Consider the following 20,936-nt stretch of genomic DNA (forward strand, 5'->3'; position numbering starts at 1 on the left):
ATGAAGCCTCCTAAGGTTTTTGGCTACCAGCTTCCGGTGGATCCAGATAGACTCCACCGGAACCTGGTAGCTTCTGGTATTGCTATATTGATCGGGTTAATAGATCAGGGCTCCAAGTGGCTAGCGATACACTTTCTCGCCTCACGCCCCGAGCCCCTACCCTTGGTAGGAAACTGGATTACTCTGCATTTGACCCAGAACTCGGGAGCAGCACTGTCTTTAGGCGGGAACAAGACCCTGGTAGTCACGATTCTGAGTTCGGTAGTGTTGGCGGCATTGACCGTCGTTATGTTTCTATCCTCCAATCGCGCCTGGGCATATACCTTGGCCGTGGTTATCGGTGGTGGTTCCGGTAACATTACCGATCGCCACATGGGGGATACCTTCGGTACCGGAGCGGTGACTGATTTCATTGATTATTTCGGTCTGTTCGTCGGCAATGTGGCCGATATTTTCGTGGTTATCGGGATGATCTTGGTGTTCCGACTCATGCTTAAAAATGTGTCGATTTTTGGCTATGCGACCAGCGAAGATTCCGAAGAAGGTGTCGAAACCCAGATGGCACCTCATGAATCCGAGCCTAAAACCGCACTAAAGTCCACATCTCAACTCACGCCTCATGAACCCGCCGGAGGGAAAAATAAGTGAACCGAGTACTGCCGGTACCGGAGGGCTTGACGGGTCTGCGCGCCGATGTTGGATTGGCGAAACTGCTAGGGCTGTCGCGCGCGAAGGCCGGCGAAATCCTGGCACAAGGTGGCGTGGCTATGGGTGAAACGGTGTTAAAGAAATCCGATGCGCTGCAATCCGGGGAAACCTTGGAAGTTACTGCGCCGATTCACCCCAAAGTTTATGTACCGGAAGTGACCCCGGTGCCGGGGATGAAACTGCTTTACGAAGATGCCGACCTGGTGGTGGTGGACAAGCCTGCCGGAGTAGCGGCACACACCGGGCCGGGCTGGGACGGGCCGACAGTGGTAGGAGCCTTGCGCGCGGCGGGAGTGCGGATTTCCACTTCGGGTCCGGTGGAACGCGAGGGTATCGTGCATCGCCTGGATGCGGGGACATCCGGGGCAATGGTGGTGGCAAAGTCCGAACTGGCTTACGGCAAATTGAAAAACGCTTTTCGCTATCACCGAGTGGAAAAGATTTATTTGGCGGTGGCTCGCGGTATTTTGAAGCCGTCCCTGGGCACCATCGATGCCCCTATTGGGCGGGCTCCGGGGCGTGAGTTCAAGATGGCGGTGGTGGTGGGTGGTAAACCCGCCGTGACACACTATGACACTGCGGAAAGCCTGCCTGGCGCGACCCTGGCTCGAGTGCAGTTGGAAACGGGTCGCACCCACCAGATCCGGGTACATTTCGCGGCGATTGGTCACCCGCTGCTGGGGGACACAGAGTACGGGGCAGATGCGAAACAGGCTGTGCGTCTAGGCTTGGAACGTCAGTGGCTCCATGCTTCGCGCCTGGTTTTCAAGCATCCACGTACCGGGATAGAAATCGCGATGGATTCGCCTTTGCCTTCCGATTTGCAGGGAGTTTTGGCGGTTTTGCGGGGCAGCTGACAAGATTGAGGTTGGGACTTAAATCTTGGGTGGCTGGGGGGTTTAGCTCACGTTGTTTCGGCTTCATGAGGTGCCATCCTGAAGGGCGAAACCCGCTCTGGCTTTCGGGTTAGCTCCCTCTTCACAGTCCCGATAGAATGGAGGGCATGGCTTCCTCTGATTTTGTTCACCTGCATGTTCACACTGATTACTCGATTTTAGATGGGGCGGCAAAGGTAGCGCGCCTGGTAGAGAAGGCTGCCGAGAACGGCCAGTCGGCGGTGGCGATTACAGATCACGGTTACCTCTTTGGTGCCTATGAGTTTTACGCGGCGGCAGTCAAGACCGGGGTGAAGCCAATTATCGGCTTGGAAGCCTATGTTACCCCGGGAACTTCGCGTTTTGACACGAAGCGGGTGCATTGGGGGACTTTGGAACAGCAGAAGGCCGGGGATGATGTGTCGGCCAATGGGGCTTATACGCATATGACCTTGCTGTCGCGTACCACCGAGGGGATGCACAACCTGTTTCGCTTGGGTTCTTTGGCCTCGATTGATGGCCAGATGGGGAAGTGGCCACGCCTGGATCGCGAACTGTTGCAACGTTACGCCGGGGGGCTGGTTGGAACTTCGGGATGTCCTTCGGGGGAAGTACAAGTAAAGCTCCGCTTGGGACTCTATGACGAGGCCTTGCGTACCGCCGGGGAGCTGCAAGACATTTTCGGCAAGGAGTTTTTTTACATAGAACTGATGGATCATGGTTTGAGCATTGAGCGCCGGGTGCGTGAAGACTTGTTGCGCCTGGCCAAGGCGCTGGACGCGCCCCTGTTGGCGACTAATGATTCGCACTATGTTAACAAAGAAGATCGTGAAATCCAGGATGCCATGCTGTGCATCAACTCGGGCGACCAGTTGAACAATGAAAACCGCTTTCGCTTCGATGGCACGGATTACTATCTGCGACCCAGCAACGAGATGCGCGAGCTGTTTCGCGATTTGCCCCAGGCTTGCGACAACACTTTGCTGGTAGCCGAACAGTGCGAAGTGAAGTTTTCCACAGTGGATGACGGAGCCTCATTTATGCCGAAGTTCCAGGTTCCGGCTGGCGAGAACGAGGAATCCTGGTTTGTCAAAGAAGTAGAACGCGGCCTGAACTACCGTTATCCGCAAGGCATCACCGAAGCAGTACGTAAGCGCGCGGATTACGAGGTGGGGATTATCCTGCAGATGGGGTTTGCGGGATACTTCCTGGTAGTTTCGGATTACATCCAGTGGGCCAAACAGCAGGGCATCCGGGTGGGGCCGGGGCGTGGCTCCGGGGCGGGTTCGATGGTGGCCTATGCGATGCGGATTACTGACTTGGATCCTTTGCAACACGGTTTGCTTTTCGAACGATTCTTGAACCCCGAGCGCGTGTCCATGCCCGATATTGACGTGGACTTCGACGATAGGCGCCGCGCAGAGGTTATCGAGTATGTGACTCGCAAATACGGCAAGGACAAAATTGCCCAGGTTGTGACCTATGGCACGATTAAAACCAAGCAGGCTCTAAAGGACGCGGCGCGGATTTCCGGGGCAGCGTTCTCGGTGGGCGAAAACCTGACCAAGGCTTTGCCACCAGCGGCAATGGGCAAAGATATTCCGCTGTCCCAGATTTACAATAAAGACCATCCCCGCTATAAGGAAGCCGAAGAATTCCGCAAGGTCGTGGCCAGTACGGGTGAAAACCAGGCTATTTTCAGCCTGGCCTCTGGGGTGGAAGGCATGACTCGCCAGTGGGGGGTTCATGCTTGTGCGGTGATTATGTCCAGTCACACACTGACGGATATTATCCCGATGATGAAACGTTTGCAGGACGGGGCGATTATCACCCAGTTCGACTATCCCACCTGTGAACACTTGGGGCTGTTGAAGATGGACTTCCTGGGGTTAAAGAACCTGACGATTATTTCTGATGCCCTGGATAACATCAAGTTAAACGGCAAAACACCCCCAGATTTGGAACACCTGCCGATTGACGATCGGGCTACTTATGAATTGCTTTCATCGGGGGAAACCTTGGGAGTGTTCCAGCTTGATGGTGGGGGTATGCGCACCTTGCTCAAACAGCTGCGTCCTACCGAGTTTGACGATATTTCAGCCTTGGTGGCGCTGTATCGGCCAGGACCCATGGGGGCGGATTCCCACACTAACTATGCCTTGCGTAAGAATGGGGCGATGGGGATTAAACCGATTCATCCCGAGTTGGCCGACCCCCTCAAGGATATTTTGGGATACACCTATGGCCTGATTATCTACCAGGAACAGGTTATGGCTATCGCCCAGAAAGTCGCGGGTTTCACCCTGGGACAGGCTGATATTTTGCGCAAGGCCATGGGTAAAAAGAAAAAAGACGTGTTGGACAAACAGTACGTAAAATTTCACGACGGGATGCTGGGCAATGGGTATTCCGAAGATTGCTGTAAAACCCTGTGGGATATCTTGGTGCCTTTCGCGGATTATGCCTTTAACAAGTCCCACTCGGCTGCTTACGGGCTGATAGCGTACTGGACGGCCTATCTGAAGGCGAATTTCCCCACCGAGTACATGGCGGCGGTGCTGACCACCCAGACTGACAAGGACAAACTGGGGATGTACCTCAATGAAGTTCGCCGCATGGGGATTCGAGTGCTTCCCCCGGATGTGAATGCCTCGGTAGCGACTTTCGCGCCGGATGGAGCCGATATCCGCTTCGGCCTGGCTTCGATTCGCAATGTGGGCGAGGGCGTGGTGGAAGGCATCATCAAGTCGCGCCGTGACAAAGGTGCTTATACGTCTTTCCAGGATTTTCTGAACAAAGTCCCGGCGGAAGTCTGTAATAAACGCGCGATTGAGTCGCTTATCAAGGCGGGGGCTTTTGATGCCTTCGGGGTGGCGCGTCGCGCTTTGGTGGCGGTACATGAAGAAGCCGTGGATTCAGTGATTTCCTTGAAGCGCCAGGAATCTAAAGGACAGTTTGACTTGTTCGCGTCTTTGGATGGGGGCGGGGACGATTTGCTAGAGGGCTTCAGTGTCGAGATTCCCGCTCTCAAGGAGTGGCCGAAAAAGGATAAACTGGCTTTTGAGCGGCAAATGCTGGGTCTGTATGTCTCGGATCACCCGCTTTCCGGGATGGAGAACGTGTTGCGTCGCCTTGCCGCCGACCAGATTATCGAGTTGACCAGCGAGGATGGTAAGCCCAATGATGCTGAAGTGCGGATTGCGGGTCTGATTACCTCGGTAGAGCACAAGACTTCGAAACGTACCGGCCAGCCGTGGGCAATTGCACGCTTGGAGGACATGAGCGGGGCGATTAACGTCCTGTTCTTTCCCAAGACGTACGAAACGGTAGGGGCAGCGTTAGAGCCTGACCGGATTGTTACCGTGGGGGGAAGGTTGAAGCGTGAGGACGAGAGCGCCTCGGTTTTCGGACAAGATTTGTCGGTGCCGGATATCACCGCGCGTCTGGATCACCTTGACCAAGTTGAGTTACTCTTGCCCCAGCAGCGTTGTACCTGGGAGGCCATGAATGCTTTTGGTGATTTGATGCGACGTTTTCCGGGCGAAGCTCCGGTGCGGCTGCATGTGTGGGATGGTCATGAGGCGCCAGTCTTGGAACTTGATCAGGGCGTGAATGCCGGGCCGGATTTCCTCGAGGAATTGCGGGCTTTACTGGGTAATGACGTTATAGTGGAACCTGGGGTTGACCCCGTGGCGGCTTTGCGCGCCCGCGCCGCTAACGAATCTGATATTTTCGGTGGCTCGATTGGCTCTTTGTCGCCCGATGCCCCTGGTGATACGGTGCCTGACATCGCCGCTGTCCCCACCTCCAGTACGGCTTCGCCTCCTGCTTTGGATGGTTTTGATTCGGCTGCATTAGGTGCCAGCGGAGATACACCGGATTTGGGAATCCCGGTGGCCACGGTTTCCCAGTTCCCCGCCACTGGGACTAGCACCTCATGAACGCGATAGCGCGGTCACTATCTAGCGACGTAAGTCTGCGCGCTCTTGCCAAAGACATGGTTCCGGTGGCACCGGGTATTATCGCTGAGACTGTGGGCAGATATTTGGAACTGTTACAGCCTAGCTTCCTGGCTGTCATCAGGTGACCCCCACCAGTCGTCCGGGAAGCAGGGTATCTTTCAGGAAGCCGTAGTCAAAGTTGCGCAAGGCTGTTCGCCCCGTTCACGAGTCGCCATCCGCATACAATTGCTTGTACTATATGCAGCATCGTGACAGGTTCGCGTTTTTACTGCATATTTTTCTACGTGAAATTACCCCGCTGTCGCAACTCGCCGTAAATCCTGTAATTCGCGGCCTAGCGGTTCTGCAAAACACGTCCTAGAGCCGCTGAACTGCCCTGATGACCTCGTTATTCTGCTGTTTCAACAGTGGTAGCAGCGGGTTGCTCAAGTTCGGACTCGGATTCAGAGTACGCATCGGGAAGGGGAATTTTGGCGAACTGACGGTCGCGCCAAATCAACAATCCAGACAAGGCCAGGCCAAGGGCAGAAATTGCCATCACCAGGCGCACATCAAAAGCATCGGCTAATGGAGAAAGAATTCCCGAGCCTAAAGGCATCGTGGCGGTGGCAATCATAGTGGAAATGGATATGACTCGACCCATTTGGTCGGGATTTATCGTGCGTTGCAACAGAGTCATGGTCGGCACCGAACAGTAAGGCACCGCCAAGCCTATTAGTGCGGTAAACCCCGCAAAGCACCAAAACTGTGGTGATACTGCTAAGCCCATAGTCAAAGCCCCCAACAGAGTCAGAGCAATACCAATAGTTTTATATTCCTGTTTGGCCCCTGCCCAGGCAGAAACCGCCAGGCCGCCCCAGGCTGCTCCAATCCCAAAACAGGTTTCCACAGTGGCTAAACGCCAGGAATCAGCACCAAAAACCCGAGTAATCTGCAGGTTGCCAATAATTACCGGCCCGCCCAGAAAGAAAGTACACAGCGCCTGGTAGGTCAGGAAACGCCCCACAAAGAAATGCTGGCGCACATAGGTCAAGCCCAGTTTGAATTCCCGCAGTTGCGAAGTTTCATGAGCCACCCCCGGATTGTGATGTCCCACTTTCACAAAAACCAGTAGCAGGAAAATCCCGATAATCGCGGTTACTACGTCCACGGCGAACACCAGGTACAGTGGCCAAAACGTTAGCAGAATACCGGCCACCGCTGGGCTGGCTACATTGCCCAAAGATTGGACGGAACCCAAGATACCGTTGACTTTCATCAGGCGCTCTTTGGGGACAAACTGTGGGGTCAAAGCACTCACCGCAGGGCTCTGCACGCCGGATCCCAGGGAACGAATGGCTAAAACCGTGTACATCAGCCACAATTCTTTATAGCCACTCATGAATGCCAACATGACCACCAAAGTGGCCAAGGCAACCACCGCGTCCGCCGCCACGATTAGCTTGCGACGCGAATACCGATCCGCCCAGACCCCCGCGAAGCCGGAAATCAGGAACATAGGAATAAACCCGCACAAAGTCGCGATAGCCAGGGCGGAACCGGACTTAGTTGTCAGGGTGATGTACCAAATCATGGCATAGTGCACCAGGAAAGAACCCAGCAAGGAAACAGTCTGGGAGGTCACATAGAAGGCGGCGAGTCTACGCCAATGAGGGTATTCCACCGCTTTAGTTTATCAAACCGTAAAAGGGAGCAAATTAATATGCGGTGCGGCCACGTAGCGCATCGAGTTGACGGCGCTCTTTCTTGGTGGGACGTCCGGTGCCACGCGGTCGGAATATCACCGCGCCGGCGGCAGGGTCGGTCAATCGCGGTGGGGTGATGTCCCGATAAGCCTTCACCGCCTCGGGGGCACCGACCCGCTTGGGCAGCAATTCGAGCACCTCCAACACGCGGTCGAAGCCGTTGACCCGCAGCCGCACCTCGTCACCAACCTTGACCTGGCTGGCAGCTTTGGCCGTGATACCATTGATTCGCACGTGTCCGGCTCGTGCTGCTGCGGTCGCCAAAGACCGTGATTTCAACTGCCGCGTTGCCCACAGCCACACATCCACTCGCATGAGCATTATTCTAGCCGAGGTCTAAAGTGGGAACACGGCGGTAATCCGGTTAAGATGGAAGGGTGTTTTATGTTCCAGATTCCACGGCACTAGTCGCGGTGCCGGATGCCCAGACCCGGTCGTTTCCACGGCGAATTCACAATCCGGGAGGCGACTCATGAACGAGAAAAACAACGAAAACCGCCACGAAAGTGACAATCGTAACGAACGTGATGAATGGGAAAACCCCAGCAAACGCGACGGGAACGAAACTTTTGACCCCACCCACGATGACCAAGCTCGGGTTGACGCGCAGTTCGCGGATTTGGTGTCAAATCTGGATGATTTTGGTGAACTTGACGAGATGGAGCCCCTGGTGGGGCAGGGCGAGCCGGAACTTTCGACGGACAACCAGCGGAAGCTCGAAGCCGAAATTTCCGAACTGGATCGACCCCAGGAAACTACCGAAGACCTCGACTCCAATCGGGCGCGGGTAGTTTTTTTGACCCCATTGGCCTCGGCCGATGCCTTGGCGGCACTGTGTGCTCTAAGTGATATCGAACTGGTGGTGGTGCCCACCGAATCAGGTGCGGTGGGCGTATTGGAACTGAATCTGAGCGAGGAAGCCTTTGGGATGGCGTTAATCGCGGATACTCTGGCCGATTTTGATCCCAGCGTCAGTGAAATCGCCAGTATTCTGAGTCAACTGACCCGAGTGCCGGTGGTGGTGCTTTCGGCGCTGTTAGCACCCGGAACCGAACAGGAACCCGGCGTGACTGGGCAAGTACTGGCGGGGCGTTGGACGAATGGCGAGTTCGAAACCGATTTGCCTTCCGGCTTGGTCTTGGTGCAAATGCCGCTGCAAATCGAGGATTTGCTGCTGGGGCGCGTCGCGGAAACCGAGGCTGCTGGGGCGGTGGAAACCAAGGATATTGCGCAGTGGAAGGCTATGAAGATGCTCAGTAAGGGGATGCGGAAACCTCGGCGTGGCAAGAAATAGTTACCTTGCGGGGGCAGGGCATTAATGAAGAAAATACCGAAGAATCCCTATGCGGGGGACAGAGGGGACTTGCTGCCAGGGACGGCACATGCCCTGGAACTGGCGCGGTGTGGGGATGTCGGGGCGGCGCAAGTGGCGCTGTGCCGGGCTTTGGCCACAGAACGACTGGTGGTGCCGGTGCCGAAGCCGGTGACTTCGGAAATAATCAAGGATTCGTGGGAGCAGTTCGCGCCACCTGGTTTTGACCCTGCACAGCAGCCTGTATTTACCTCAGGTTTTCGGGCTAAAAACTACTACGAGGAAAATGCCCCCCTGACACAGAGCACGGTTATTCACGTATCCGGGGCTCGCGAGCGAAAGCCCGAAAACGTAGTGAATTGTGTGTCGGAGTCACTAGGCATTGTCTATTCCCCAGTGGGGGTGGCTACACCGGTTTATTCTTCGGCTCAGACCTTTGAGAGTGAAGTGGAGGCTTCTCGTCCCGTGTTGATGAATCCGGCGCGGGTAGCGTTGGCGGCGCTGACCGATGGCGGTAATCTGTGGCTTGACCCCGTGTATAGTTACGGTTCTGCCACCGAGGCGAAAGAGGCCTTTCGAACCGACCCGCTTGGTTCATGCGAAACGATAATCTTGGGACGTAACGCCTTGACCGCCTTGGCTTGCGGCGATGACTGGTTGGCGCCCTGGGATGACCCAGAGATTCCGGAGCTATTGGCGCGGGCGGCGACGCATACGGCCTGTGAAATCGTGGCAAGCGAACCTTTCCCGGCTGGTGGTTTGAATCTGAAGCTGCGTGTACCCCAAGGCTTAGAGGAGCGTAAATTGGCGTTGAAACGTCTTCAACGGGCGCTGGCTCGCGATTTAAAGTTGACCGTCCGGGTCACGTATTTCTCTCTCACCCCGGCGTAGTTCGTCCCACGTGGCAGAAATAAGTGAAAATTTTGCGATTTAGGGCGGTTTTTTACCTCAAAACCGAAATTTTCACTCAATTCTGCCAGGCATCGCCGCGTGACGGGTTCATGAGGTGCTTGTCGGGATAGCCGGCGCTTCCGCTCGGAAATGTGATAAATAACACTTTTAGTTGATTTTGTGCGGATTCGTCAATGCCATCTGGTAAGCTGAATCTCGAAATCATAGATTCCCGGACTTTAGGATGTTGAAGTGAGCAAACTTGGTGAGTTGATAACGGCAGAGATGACTGCTAAGGACTGGAATCAGAGCGATTTGGCTGCTGTGGCTGGTAAAAGTAAGCAGTACATTTCCGACATTCTGAATGGTAAACGTGCTTTGGATGCGGAAGGCGCTGTACTTATCGGTGCGGCACTAGAGGTATCTGCTGAAGAGTTGCTGTTGATAGGAATCCGCGAGGCGATTGCCCGAGAAACCGAGCGTTTAGATGTTGGCGCTATTGAGCGCAGATCCGCCATCGAGTCGCGTTTCAACCTTCGGCTGCTTCAGGAAGACGGTTTTTTTGAGGGGAATCTTGATTTTGAACAAATGGAAAAGGCTTTGGCTCCTGCCAGGAAAATTGTTGAAGCGACACGCCGTCGAGGTTCCGGCGAGGTCGTAACACCTAAACAGGCTTCCTGGTTGGCAGCGGTGCAGCTCCAAGTACAGTCTTGTGCGCCCAAGTTTCCGGCTTTTCAAAAAGATGGATTGCGGGAACTGGCACTGTCTATTCCTCGGCAGAGTAAAGACATCAAGTGGCTTAGAAAATTGCCTCAACTGGCAGCGAAAGTGGGTTTGATACTGGTGTCCAAAAAAGTGTTCCCGGGAGCGGCGTTACACGGGGCATCATTCCGGATTCCGGTAGGTGACCGCATGGTTCCGGTGATTGTGCTTACTGCGAAGGGTGGTAGAGCTGATTCTGTGATATTTACACTGCTCCATGAAATCGGCCATCATCTGTTAGGGCATATCGAAGGTTCCCTGTGTCTCAACTATACGAATCCAGAAGATGATTGTGAGGCTAAGGCTAATGACTTTGCAGCCGACATAATCGGGGCTAATCAGATTTTGGACTACCCTAGTCGTCCTTCACGGGAATTGATAGCAGATACGGCGTATTCGCTGAATATTCCGGAGTGGTTCGTTATTGGTCACCTGCAGAAGCTGGGAGTAGTTCCCTGGGCTTCCCCGCTTTCTCGCGTTATCCCGAATATACAGGAGGAGGTACTGTCATGGCAGCCAGCATATGCCTGCTAATAGCACAATGGCAAGACCAGTACCGGAAGCGACAACTAGAGAATCGTATAGCTTGTGGAGGATGGTATATATGACTAGCATCGGGAGTCGTTTACAGTGGACACAGCCGACTCTGCCGGGGATGGAAGCCAAACTTGTGCCGGGTGAAGCATTCAGACTAACGCAAGAGCATGGTAAGGTTCGCCAAATACTATTTAAGGATGCGAAAAAACTTCGAGCACTTAAAAATGCTCACCTGTTAGAACGGCTAAGCTTACGGGGTGAATCGGAAATCCCTCAAATTCTTCCCTGTAGTACGATTCCTAAGCGTTTGGTTGCGTGGTCAGAGGCGAAGCTGGCAGACAATAAATCTGGTGCCTGGCTGCACTTTTACGAAGATGATTACAAATTTAAAGAAATTTGGGATGATTCAGAGCTGCTGTTTTCCACAGCCAGAGAATTTGACGGGATAATATCCCCGGACTTTTCTTTGTACTATGATGCACCTTATCCGGTGAAGCTGGCGAACACGTATCGAAACCAGCTCTTAGGTGCTGCAGCGCAAGCCAGAGGTATTCCTACCATCGCAAATGTAAGACTATCCGGCAGGGATTCTGCATGTTACGCCTTGGCGGGCGTGCCGCACAAATCTGTCATTGCGCTGGGTTTGCATGGCACGGTAAAAGAGCCAGAGAACCGTGCCATTGTCAGAGATGAAATTGAAGTGATTGTCAATACGGTGGAGCCAATCGCGATAGTGGTATATGGTTCCGATGCCTATGGTGTGCTGGACTATCCCGCAGGACTTGATATTCCTATCTATGTTTTTCCGGCAGATACCTATACCCGCTCGCGTGACAGGAGGGTGGCGTGAGTAAGCCTCGAAGCAACTTATATGATTATGACAAGAAGAAACCGCGTGAGGTGCGGGGGTTCACCACTGCGGTTCACTATGGGAAACAGATTAAGCATATGCCCGGGAAGAAGGGGTATGACCCGAGCAAATCCCCAGTAACCCTGGATATTGTCGAAATTCAACGTCTTATTGACCGCAAGGCGGGCACAGGTAAATGGTGCAAACCAAATAAAGAGGTAATTGATTTCAGGCAGATAATTGGGATTTTTAAAGATGACAGTGGTATTGTCGCTCTCCCTACTACTAGAGCGACAATTCATTATTCGAAAACTGGATGCCATTTGGTTCCTGCTGCACCTAAGGAGTAATTATGTATAACTATTTTCACCCAGAGGAAAAATATCAAGTATGGAAAGTAGTGCGCTACCATTATCGCCATCCGCAAGCCTTGCTAGACATTAGATTCTTTGACGGCGAAGAGTATCGTGGCGTATTTGACACGGCGTATGACTCGGAGAATGGTTGTGATTTGGATATTGAGATGGATGACCCGAGGTATGATGAATTCTTTCAGGTTGCATTTGAGATTACTGAGATAATTAAGGACGGTTCGCGCCGATACAATGAATTTCTCACTGTTGACTATCGCGATTTTCCCGTCCTGATTACGAACGTGGAAACCGACGAGGTCGTGTATTCGGCGGAAACCGACCCGTTGCGCAAATAACTAGAGCCGCTCTGTCAGTGGCGCAGGCGGTGATGAATGAGTGCGTGGCAGCGGTGAAGCCAGGTGAGACTGTATAATTAGGGGTGGTTACGGTAATCAAAGGCGAAAGGAGCCTGCGTGGAGAAAGCACAGCGACTGGAACTGACCTGGTACAACAAGGACAAAGCCCTGATTCCCACCGAGACCGGGAAATATGGCTACACTTGGGTTGACCCGGCTGACCCCAGGTACTGTGAAACCCACACTCTGGTGTTCGACGAATATGTTACCGGCTCGCAGACACCCAAAAACGACAAGTCCAGGTACACCGAACGTGCCGACTTGGAACCACAAGACGACAACCTGCTAATCCTGGGGGAATCCGGGGATGTACTGGAAGCCCTGACCCGGGTACCGGAACTGGCCGAAAAATATGTCGGTAAAGTGAAACTGATTTATATCGACCCGCCGTTTAACACCGCCCAGACTTTCGCTAACTATGAGGATAACCTGGAGCACTCCGTGTGGCTGACCATGATGCGTGACCGACTGGTAAACCTCAAAAAACTGCTGCGCGAAGACGGCTCCATCTGGGTACACCTAGACGATGTAGAAGTCCACCGCATGAGGCTGCTGCTCGACGAAATCTTCGGCTCAGAAAATTTTATTTCCGAGGTAATTTGGCAAAAGGCTTATGGTGGAAATAACTCATCAGTTGAATTTGTAAGTTCTACAGATACAGTACTCGTATATTCAAAAAAAAGGAATAATCTACAGTTAAATTCCCTACCTAGAACTCCAAAAATGGATTCGCGCTACAGCAACCCAGATAATGATATTAGGGGAAGGTGGAAAGGTGATAATGCATTTGGAGAAGGTGCTGGAAAACCTGGCAAAAGCCAGCACCCCGGAGTTTATGGGATTCAGCATCCTGTAACAGGAAAAATGGTTTATCCCCGACCTGGATATCACTGGGTTAACGAACAGATAAAAATGCTTCAGATATTCAAAGATTGGGGAGAATACGTCACAGGTGATTTTACTTTTGAAGAGAAAGTAAACCGAGAAAAAGTTTGTGGACCTGGAGTAATTATAAGAGAAGATATTAGGCCGCTTGTCTGGCTCGATTGGACGGAAGAAAAAGGCTTAGCTAGATATGCTCAGGGAAATCTTCCCGTTTACTACCCAACATCAAATGGCTATGGTGGATTCAATCTCAAACGCTATTTAATTGATATGACTTCCGGCAAGACTCCAAGCATTTTTTTTCGTGGCAAGATGTAGGTCACTCAGACAAAGCAAAAAAAGAGATTAAGGCTCTTTTTCCTGGGATGGAACCGTTTACAACCCCGAAGCCGGAGCGACTGTTGGAGCGGATTATTCATATTGGGTCGAATCCGGGGGATATAGTACTGGATTGTTTCGCGGGATCCGGGACAACGGCGGCGGTGGCGCAGAAAATGGGGCGGCGTTGGGTGACCTGCGAACTGGTAGCGGATACTTTCGAGCGTTTTACCAAACCGCGCCTCATGAAAGTTATCAACGACCAGGATCCGGGCGGGGTGACCTACACTAAGAAAGGTGAATATATTCCTGCCGAAGGTGTGGAGCTGCCCGAGAAGATTAGCCCGGAGGATGCCGCTAAATTCAACGCCGTCTTAAAGAATTTACTCTCTGGCGACCCTGAAGAGGAAGAGAATCCACAGCTAAAACAGCTAAAGAAAGCCGCCTCGAAGAACCCGTTAATCAAACAGCTGAAAGCCGCCACGAAAACCGAACGTAGCAAAGAATCCATTAACTGGCGCGGTGGGGGAGGCTTCCAGGTGGCACACCTGTCCCCGGCTTGTTTCGACTATGACCCAGAGCTCGACCGAGTGATGTTAACCCCGGCCGCCACGGGGGAAACTTTGGTAGAGGCAGTGGCGGCGAACCTAGGGTTCACCCTGTTACACGCCGAGGATGACTATATCTTTGATGGTAAACGGGGTAATAACCTGTTAAAAGTCATCGAGGGAGTGGCCACTCATGAAACCGTAGACTCCCTGGTGTCACGCACCCAGCCGGGAGAAACAATCACCTTGGCGGCCACCAGCGTTATGGACGGAGTACGCGAATACCTGCGCCTTGCTCGGAAAGGCTCGCGGGTAGTGGCCATCCCGGACGAAATTTTCCCCTACCGGAAAGGTGGCGAAAACAATGCCTAAGCGCTTGCAGCTTACCTTCGATTCAGAACTGTTGGAAACCATCAGCGCCGACTTCGACCTGCGTGCCCCGAACCGCGAAGCCCTGCGCCAGCTGGCTTTCGTGCTGGACGGGGACTATGACCCGGAAGTGATGCAAGTTCTGAACCTGGCTACCGGGGTGGGCAAGACATACCTGATGGCGGCTTTTATCGAATACCTGCGTGCTAAAGGTGTGGGGAATGCGGTGATAGTCACTCCCGGCAAAGTCGTGCAAGCCAAGACCATCGCGAACTTCACGCCCGGACAGCCCGGCTATATCGCGGGCTCCCCAGTGCCACCAGACATAGTTACCCCGCAAAACTATGCGCCGTGGATAGCACGGCTTAACAGTGGAACACAGCCGGCCTCGGGGGCACAAACTCCCGTGTTGGCTTTTATTTTCAATATCCACCAGCTGATTGCCCCCAAAACCTTGGAAGGTGATACCCACGGTAGTGGCCAGGAGGCCATGAAGCGTAAGCCTAGGCGTTTCGACGAAAACGCCGGGGTACTTTTCGACTATTTGCGCGAGCTTGATGACCTGGTAGTGATAGCCGATGAATCGCATCTGTACGGGGTTTCGGCCGAGGCTTTCCATGGGGCTTTGCGGGAGCTGCAACCAGCCGCCATGATTGGGCTTACCGCCTCGGTGGACAAGACCAAAGACCACGTGATTTACGAATATCCCCTGTATCGTGCCATTCAAGACCGGTATGTGAAAGCTCCAGTGCTGGCCTTCCGCAAAGGCGGGTACACGGGTGCGGCGGCCTCGGAAGAACAGCAACTGCGAGACGCGATACAGCTTCGTGCCTATAAACAGGATTTCTACGATACCTATGCGGATACTCACAGTCGCGCCCGGTTGAACGCGGTTTTGCTGGTGGTGTGTGCGGATACGGAACACGCCGACCAAATTACTTCTTTGCTGCGTACAAGTGAATACTTCGGATCAGATTTTGCCGTATTGCAAGTGGATTCCAACCATGACAAGGAAGATACCAATCGTTTTTTGGCCGGCTTGGAGAAACCGGATTCACCGGTGAAAGCTGTAGTGAGCGTGAACAAGCTAAAGGAAGGCTGGGATGTAAAGAACGTGGCGGTAATCGTGACCCTGCGTGCTATGGCCTCCGAGGTTTTGACCCAGCAAACCATGGGACGTGGACTGCGACTGCCTTTCGGAGCGTACACGGGTGTAGGCCAGATAGACCAGCTGGATATTGTTGCCCACCAATCCTTCGAGGAGCTGTTAGATGCCGAGAATGTTTTGCAACAATTCGGCCTGGAACAAGCCGTGAAAGACAGCGACCCGTCACGGGTGAGAACAGCGATTCGTCAGGCTGCCGAACAAGCATCCGGTGGTGATGCCCTGGATGGTACCCCGGACGCTTCTGCGGACGGTTCCCCAGACGGGAGGATTTCTGCCTCGCGTGGTGTTAGCATCGGCGTTGAAACAAGTGAAACCGGTCAGCCAGGAATGACGATTCGCCACATACCCGAGACTGGCACCTCATGCACCCCGAACTTTCCCGAACCACCACAAGTGGTGACCATCACCCGCAACCCCGACTTTGCCGAGGTGACGTACACTTTCCCCGTAACCACCGTTAAACAAGAACAGCCGCGTTTCGATTTGTCCGCAATACCTCGAAAGACCATTGCGGATGCCGCCAAGCGGGTCACCTCCGCTAAAGATGTGCTGCTGCGCAAAGAGATTGTCGCCGCTTTAGGCAAAGACCTGCACGGGGCAGACCTGGAGAGCGCCGAGGTGGATTCGATACCCGTTGCAGCCGAGGCCGCCGAGCACGCGCTGGTGAAACTGGTGTTGAACCTTCAACAGGTGCCGAAAACTCCCGAGACTGCGGGTTACGTAAAGTCGTTTTTGGTGCCGATTTTCTGTAATAGCGTGGACTTTGCGCACTGGACAGTGAAAACCCTTGGTTGTGCGCAAGCGTTGCTGCGAAAAATAATTAGCGACTACATCAAGGAGCTTTCGCGAGAAATCCGTGAAGTCCCAGTGATTCACCCCAAAACTATGCCCGGTTCGGGCTACATCTTGCTGTTGGGGGAGAAGGTACACGCCCAGATTGATAACCGCCGCGATTTCGTGCGCGGCCGGGTATATGCGGGGTGGTTCAAATCGTTGTTTAGCGCCGAATCCTTCGATTCATACACTGGGGAATACGAGCTGGCCAAGTTGCTGAACACTTCGCCCAGCATTGTCTGGTGGCACCGTCTCCACCCTGCGGATGGCGCTTTTGTCAGTTACAACGCTCTTGACCGGTATTTCCCGGATTTTGTGGCACTTGACCGGCAAGGCGTTCACTGGATTATCGAGGCGAAGAGTGAACGCGGCCGGGATGACGCGACGGTGGCGGCCAAACGCCGGGCTGCGGAGGCTTTAGTGCAGCGCCTGGCGGCTGAAACAGCCTTTGCCGGGCAATACTGGGGGTATCTGATTGGTTTTGAAAGCGACATTGCGGCGGCCGACTCTTGGGACGATCTCAAGGCACTCGCCCAGCCGGTCAGTAACCTGGTTTAGTTGGGTTTATGCTGCGCCTGTCTGGGGCAGGCGGCAGAAATTTGGGAAAAATGGGGGTGGGGGTTGAATATATTGACCCCCACCCCCAAAAAATCCCGAATTTCTGCCAGGATGAAATTATCTAGGCGTGGGGGATATCGCCCAACCAGTCGGTGACCGCCGAGATTAACGCGTCATCGAAAGCATCATCAGAGTGGTGTTCCCCAATCCACTTTTGGATGTCTCCACCCGCACAGGCATCGAGTTTCGCTCGGGACTCTTTAGGATTCACCACGGCTTGCCACAGCATATTCTTGGCCTCATCCATGGTCTTATAGAAAAATGGGTAATCCTCGGGCACCAAGGCGTGAGCCCACGGCAAATCCGGGAAAATCCCTATAACCCCGGCACCCAGAGCCTCTACATAGGCAATACCGTAGGATTCCTCGGAAGTGGTGGCCAAGAACGCCGTGGTTCGAGCCAGCGCTTTCCAATATGATTGGCGAGTGGCGGTTAGGGGACCTACCCAAATCCAGTCTCGCTGCGAGAATTTCATCGCAGCCTCACTGACCAGATGCGTCTCGTGCAAACGCATTTCTACTTTGATGGGTATCTTGCGATGCACCCACTGGACAGCTTCCAAGAAAATCTCGGGACGTTTACGTGCCGAGAGATAAATCGAAGGGTAGAGCACTATCGGAATCTCGGTTTCTTGGCGTGGTTGTACGTGAGCCAGACGGAATCCCAGGTTTACCCAGCCCAGTTGCATCTGTTCATGTAAGGGTTTCACCGTCCACTTATGACAAATCTCGCGCACCTCGGAGGCGGTACGTTCTGAGTTAGCGAAGGTGGGGAACAGGGTACAGGACAGAGCCATAGAAGCAATACCCTCTACGGTTTGCATATCACTGGGCGACCACCACATGAAGTTCATGATGCGGGGCTTTTCCGCCCCGGCGTCATACATTTTCTGCCACAAACGTGAAGAATCAATCACATCCATGTTGATTACCGCCACGTCGTTGGGGTCAAGCATCTCCAGTGGTGCCACCGTGAAACCTTCGCAGCGTCGGGCTGTGCCCCCAATCAGAATCGAATTGGGGAAATTACGCAGGATACGCCGCACCAAGGTATCACCAGCAGAATGCCCCGCCACATGCCCGGCTTCATCAATCTTTATCGAATCCCATTTGATTGCGAGTTTCATGTTCTTGTCCTTATCTAGTCGCTGGGTTGGAGCTGGTCGAATCCGGGGAAATATCATTCTCGTCCGTTTCGGATACGTCGAAATCTGGAATGGCATCTAAGGCCGAAGCAGCAATCGGAGCATCCGCTCCGCTAGAAGGCAGCGTCGTCCCCGTCGAACGCAGTACCAAGCCCTTTACATTGCGTACGCCATTGATAGCGGTGTCGGCAGGGGGCTCGTGGTTATTCATAGAGTCTTTGGTAGCGGCACCCCGGATACGCATCCGGTAGAAACTAGCCCACACGAAATACGCCGAAGCGATGAATAACACCCCGGCTAGGACATGAACCAAACGCGCCTGACCCTGATTAGTTAGACTGACTGCCAGTTCGACGGCCAGCAGTCCAAACAGCGTAGTGAACTTGATGATTGGGTTCAAAGCCACCGAGGAAGTGTCCTTGAAGGGATCTCCCACCGTGTCGCCCACGATGGTGGCATCGTGCAGCTCTGTACCTTTCATATGCAGATCAACCTCGACAACTTTTTTGGCATTATCCCAAGCTCCACCGGCGTTGGCCATGAAGATTGCTTGATACAGGCCAAAGATAGCAATTGAAATCAGGTAGCCGATGAAGAAATACGGCTCCACAAAGGCAAAGGAGAGGGTGGCGAAGAACACAGCCAAGAAAATCAGCAGCATCCCTTGTTGAGCGTATTGGGTACAGATTTCCACCACGCGGCGTGAATCGCTTACCGAAGCCCGTTCGTTGTTGGCATCGAGTTTAATGTTGTCCTTAATGAAAGCCACCGCTCGGTTGGCGCCAGTGGTTACGGCCTGGGTAGAAGCCCCAGAGAACCAGTAAATCACTGCGCCTCCGGCGATTAGACCCAGCAGGAAGGGAGCATGTAGGAGGGACAGGTTTGCAACGGCTTCCTGATTATGTAAGGAGTTTGTCAAGGACATGATAATCGAGAAAATCATGGTGGTGGCACCCACTACGGCGGTGCCAATCAGCACTGGTTTGGCGGTGGCTTTAAACGTGTTTCCTGCCCCATCATTATCTTCTAGCATCAGTTTGGCTTTTTCCCACACTGGATTAACGGCGTACTCTTTCATGAGTTGCCCCTCTATGCCGGGCACAGACTCGATACGCGACAACTCAAACACGGATTGAGCGTTGTCGGTTACCGGACCGTAAGAGTCAACCGCAATCGTGACCGGCCCCATTCCCAGGAACCCGAAAGCCACCAGGCCAAAGGCAAAAACCTCGGGGGCTTGCATCACAGTCCCTAGCCCCATTTCGGAAATCAGGAAGGCTACCCCCATCAGACCCACAATAGTGATTCCCAGCCAGTAGCCGCTCATATTGCCAGCGACCAGGCCGGAAAGAATATTCAGACTCGCTCCGCCTTCACGCGAAGACTTGACAGTTTCGCGCACAAAATGCGAGTTGGTCGAAGTGAACACCTTTACCAACTCGGGAATCAAGGCTCCGGCCAAGGTGCCGCAGGTAATGATGGTCGCTAGTTTCACCCATAGCATTGCGGGCTGGTCAGCCATAATGAACCAAGTCACACCGTAGGTTAGGATGATACACATAATCGAGGTCACCCACACCAAACTCGTCAAGGGGGTTTCAAAATTCATTCGCGAGGCCTCATGGTACTTGGTGTGAACCCATAGGGTATTCAAAGCGTAGGCTAAGGCGGCTCCGATAATCATGACCGCACGAACCACGAAAATCCACACCAAAAGCAAGGCCTGTAAAGATAAGTCATCCACCGCCAACACCACGAAGGTCACCAAGGCCACCCCCGTCACTCCATAGGTTTCAAAACCATCAGCGGAAGGTCCCACCGAATCCCCGGCGTTATCCCCGGTGCAGTCGGCAATTACCCCGGGATTGCGCGGGTCATCTTCGTCAATCTTGAATACAATCTTCATCAAGTCCGCGCCGATATCGGCAATTTTGGTGAAAATACCACCGGCGATACGCAAGGCGGAAGCCCCCAGGGATTCTCCGATAGCGAAGCCAATGAAACACGCTCCGGCCACGTCTTTGGGCAGGAATACCAAAATTATCAACATCATCAACAGCTCCGTGGAAATCAGCACGGTGCCGATGGACATCCCAGCTTGCAGGGGAATGAAGTGAACCGGATATGGACGTCCCTTTAGTGAGGCAAAAGCAGTACGGGCATTGGCAAAGGTGTTGACCCGAATTCCGAACCAGGCTACCGCAAAAGAACCGGCCATGCCCAGCAGGCTAAAGCCAATCACAATAGCGACTTTGGACCAGGTGAATCCCACCAGAATCTTGTAGTAGATAAAGATAATGGCGGTAATGAACACCCACAGGAATAATAGGAACTTACCTTGTTTCACCAGGTAGGCCTTGCAAGTAGAATAAATTAGCTCAGCTACTTCCAACATAGATTTATGAACTGGTAAGGAACGTAGACTCAGGAAGGTCATCAGCCCGAAAGCCAGCCCAGCCACGCATACCAGCATTCCTATTAGCAGCAGGGTACTTCCGGGAATCCCGTGGATGGTAGCCAGACCTAAATCCGGCAGTATCAGGTTTGCTTCACCTCCTCCCATTTCGCCTTCGGTGGGCGGCAAAGCTGCCGCTAGGGATGGGACAGTAGCAGGGGGGAAACCTATTAACATAAATCAACC

17 protein-coding genes are annotated in these 20,936 nt (G+C 53.4%); 13 read left to right on the forward strand and 4 right to left on the reverse strand.

The window, feature by feature from the left end:
- The 4 genes from HMPREF0577_RS03200 (at position 1) to HMPREF0577_RS10810 (ending at position 5,670) form a co-directional block, all read left to right on the forward strand.
- Positions 1–648: a signal peptidase II gene (locus tag HMPREF0577_RS03200; RefSeq protein ID WP_004012226.1), complete on the forward strand. Its 648-nt coding sequence runs from the start codon at positions 1–3 to the stop codon at positions 646–648.
- The gene (locus HMPREF0577_RS03205) at positions 645–1,565 is read left to right on the forward strand and encodes an RluA family pseudouridine synthase (protein WP_004012227.1); all 921 of its coding nucleotides are present in this window, start codon (positions 645–647) and stop codon (positions 1,563–1,565) included. Before HMPREF0577_RS03200 ends, HMPREF0577_RS03205 begins: the two co-directional genes overlap by 4 nt.
- 146 nt (positions 1,566–1,711) lie before the next feature.
- A complete protein-coding gene (gene dnaE, locus HMPREF0577_RS03210) occupies positions 1,712–5,524 on the forward strand; it encodes a DNA polymerase III subunit alpha (protein WP_036342242.1) in 3,813 nt (1,270 codons plus the stop codon).
- Positions 5,521–5,670, forward strand: a complete 150-nt coding sequence (locus tag HMPREF0577_RS10810) for a hypothetical protein (RefSeq protein WP_004012229.1) — start codon at positions 5,521–5,523, stop codon at positions 5,668–5,670. The genes dnaE and HMPREF0577_RS10810 overlap by 4 nt, the downstream gene beginning before the upstream one ends.
- A gap of 263 nt (positions 5,671–5,933) precedes the next feature.
- Here HMPREF0577_RS10810 and HMPREF0577_RS03215 read toward each other — a convergent pair whose 3' ends face one another.
- Both HMPREF0577_RS03215 and HMPREF0577_RS03220 read right to left on the reverse strand, forming a co-directional pair.
- Positions 5,934–7,208, reverse strand: a complete 1,275-nt coding sequence (locus tag HMPREF0577_RS03215) for an MFS transporter (RefSeq protein WP_004012231.1) — start codon at positions 7,206–7,208, stop codon at positions 5,934–5,936.
- 34 nt (positions 7,209–7,242) lie between these two features.
- Positions 7,243–7,611, reverse strand: a complete 369-nt coding sequence (locus HMPREF0577_RS03220) for an RNA-binding S4 domain-containing protein (RefSeq protein WP_004012232.1) — start codon at positions 7,609–7,611, stop codon at positions 7,243–7,245.
- A gap of 151 nt (positions 7,612–7,762) precedes the next feature.
- Between HMPREF0577_RS03220 and HMPREF0577_RS03225 the strand changes: the two genes are divergently transcribed.
- The 9 genes from HMPREF0577_RS03225 (at position 7,763) to HMPREF0577_RS03265 (ending at position 17,091) form a co-directional block, all read left to right on the forward strand.
- Complete coding sequence (locus tag HMPREF0577_RS03225) at positions 7,763–8,584, forward strand: hypothetical protein (protein ID WP_004012233.1); 822 nt, start codon at positions 7,763–7,765, stop codon at positions 8,582–8,584.
- A gap of 24 nt (positions 8,585–8,608) precedes the next feature.
- Entirely contained in the window at positions 8,609–9,493 is an 885-nt protein-coding gene (locus HMPREF0577_RS03230; RefSeq protein ID WP_004012234.1) for an SseB family protein, read from the forward strand.
- Between the two features lie 252 nt (positions 9,494–9,745).
- Positions 9,746–10,789 carry a helix-turn-helix domain-containing protein gene (locus HMPREF0577_RS03235; protein ID WP_004012236.1) on the forward strand — a complete coding sequence of 348 codons (1,044 nt, stop codon included), beginning with the start codon at positions 9,746–9,748 and terminating at the stop codon, positions 10,787–10,789.
- A gap of 70 nt (positions 10,790–10,859) precedes the next feature.
- Positions 10,860–11,642: a DUF4417 domain-containing protein gene (locus HMPREF0577_RS03240; RefSeq protein WP_248613665.1), complete on the forward strand. Its 783-nt coding sequence runs from the start codon at positions 10,860–10,862 to the stop codon at positions 11,640–11,642.
- Entirely contained in the window at positions 11,639–11,992 is a 354-nt protein-coding gene (locus HMPREF0577_RS03245; RefSeq protein WP_004012238.1) for a polymorphic toxin type 50 domain-containing protein, read from the forward strand. The genes HMPREF0577_RS03240 and HMPREF0577_RS03245 overlap by 4 nt, the downstream gene beginning before the upstream one ends.
- Positions 11,993–11,994: 2 nt before the next feature.
- A complete protein-coding gene (locus HMPREF0577_RS03250) occupies positions 11,995–12,351 on the forward strand; it encodes a hypothetical protein (protein WP_004012239.1) in 357 nt (118 codons plus the stop codon).
- 117 nt (positions 12,352–12,468) lie between these two features.
- Positions 12,469–13,614, forward strand: coding sequence for a site-specific DNA-methyltransferase (locus tag HMPREF0577_RS10820; protein ID WP_004012240.1), 1,146 nt, complete (start codon positions 12,469–12,471; stop codon positions 13,612–13,614).
- A 26-nt stretch (positions 13,615–13,640) separates the two neighbouring features.
- On the forward strand, positions 13,641–14,534 hold the full coding sequence (locus tag HMPREF0577_RS03260) for a DNA methyltransferase (RefSeq protein WP_211204929.1): 894 nt from the start codon (positions 13,641–13,643) through the stop codon (positions 14,532–14,534).
- The gene (locus HMPREF0577_RS03265) at positions 14,527–17,091 is read left to right on the forward strand and encodes a DEAD/DEAH box helicase (protein ID WP_004012244.1); all 2,565 of its coding nucleotides are present in this window, start codon (positions 14,527–14,529) and stop codon (positions 17,089–17,091) included. Before HMPREF0577_RS03260 ends, HMPREF0577_RS03265 begins: the two co-directional genes overlap by 8 nt.
- Before the next feature lie 121 nt (positions 17,092–17,212).
- On the opposite strand, the gene HMPREF0577_RS03270 is transcribed toward HMPREF0577_RS03265, so the two are convergent.
- Positions 17,213–18,277: a glycosyltransferase family protein gene (locus HMPREF0577_RS03270; protein WP_004012246.1), complete on the reverse strand. Its 1,065-nt coding sequence runs from the start codon at positions 18,275–18,277 to the stop codon at positions 17,213–17,215.
- A gap of 10 nt (positions 18,278–18,287) precedes the next feature.
- Positions 18,288–20,927, reverse strand: coding sequence for a sodium-translocating pyrophosphatase (locus tag HMPREF0577_RS03275; protein WP_004012247.1), 2,640 nt, complete (start codon positions 20,925–20,927; stop codon positions 18,288–18,290).
- Positions 20,928–20,936: the final 9 nt, after the last annotated feature.

Source organism: Mobiluncus mulieris ATCC 35243 (genome assembly GCF_000160615.1).
Taxonomy (GTDB): Bacteria; Actinomycetota; Actinomycetes; order Actinomycetales; family Actinomycetaceae; genus Mobiluncus; species Mobiluncus mulieris.